1 protein-coding gene is annotated in these 258 nt (G+C 67.4%); it reads left to right on the forward strand.

The window, feature by feature from the left end; translation table 11 throughout:
- Nucleotides 1-47: 47 nt before the first annotated feature.
- On the forward strand, nucleotides 48-258 hold a 211-nt coding region (locus LPA41_RS41505), incomplete at its 3' end, for a polyketide synthase dehydratase domain-containing protein (protein WP_229077024.1).

Consider the following 258-nt stretch of genomic DNA (forward strand, 5'->3'; position numbering starts at 1 on the left):
AGGGCCTGCGCCGTTTGTGGCGGCGTGGTGAAGAGGTCTTCGCCGAAGTGACCGTCGAGGCCGACGTGGACGGCTTCGGTATCCACCCGGCCCTGCTCGACGCCGCCCTGCACCCGGCCGGTGTTCTTGTCGCCGCCGGTACCGAGCCGTTGCTGCCTTTCGTCTTCAGTGGTGTGCGTCTTCTCGCTACGCAGGCCCGCACAGTACGTGTCCGGATGACCGGCGGCGGCGGCGGAGTGTCGTTGTTGTTGGCTGATG

Source organism: Actinoplanes sp. DH11 (assembly GCF_020873875.1).
Classification (GTDB): Bacteria; Actinomycetota; Actinomycetes; order Mycobacteriales; family Micromonosporaceae; genus Actinoplanes.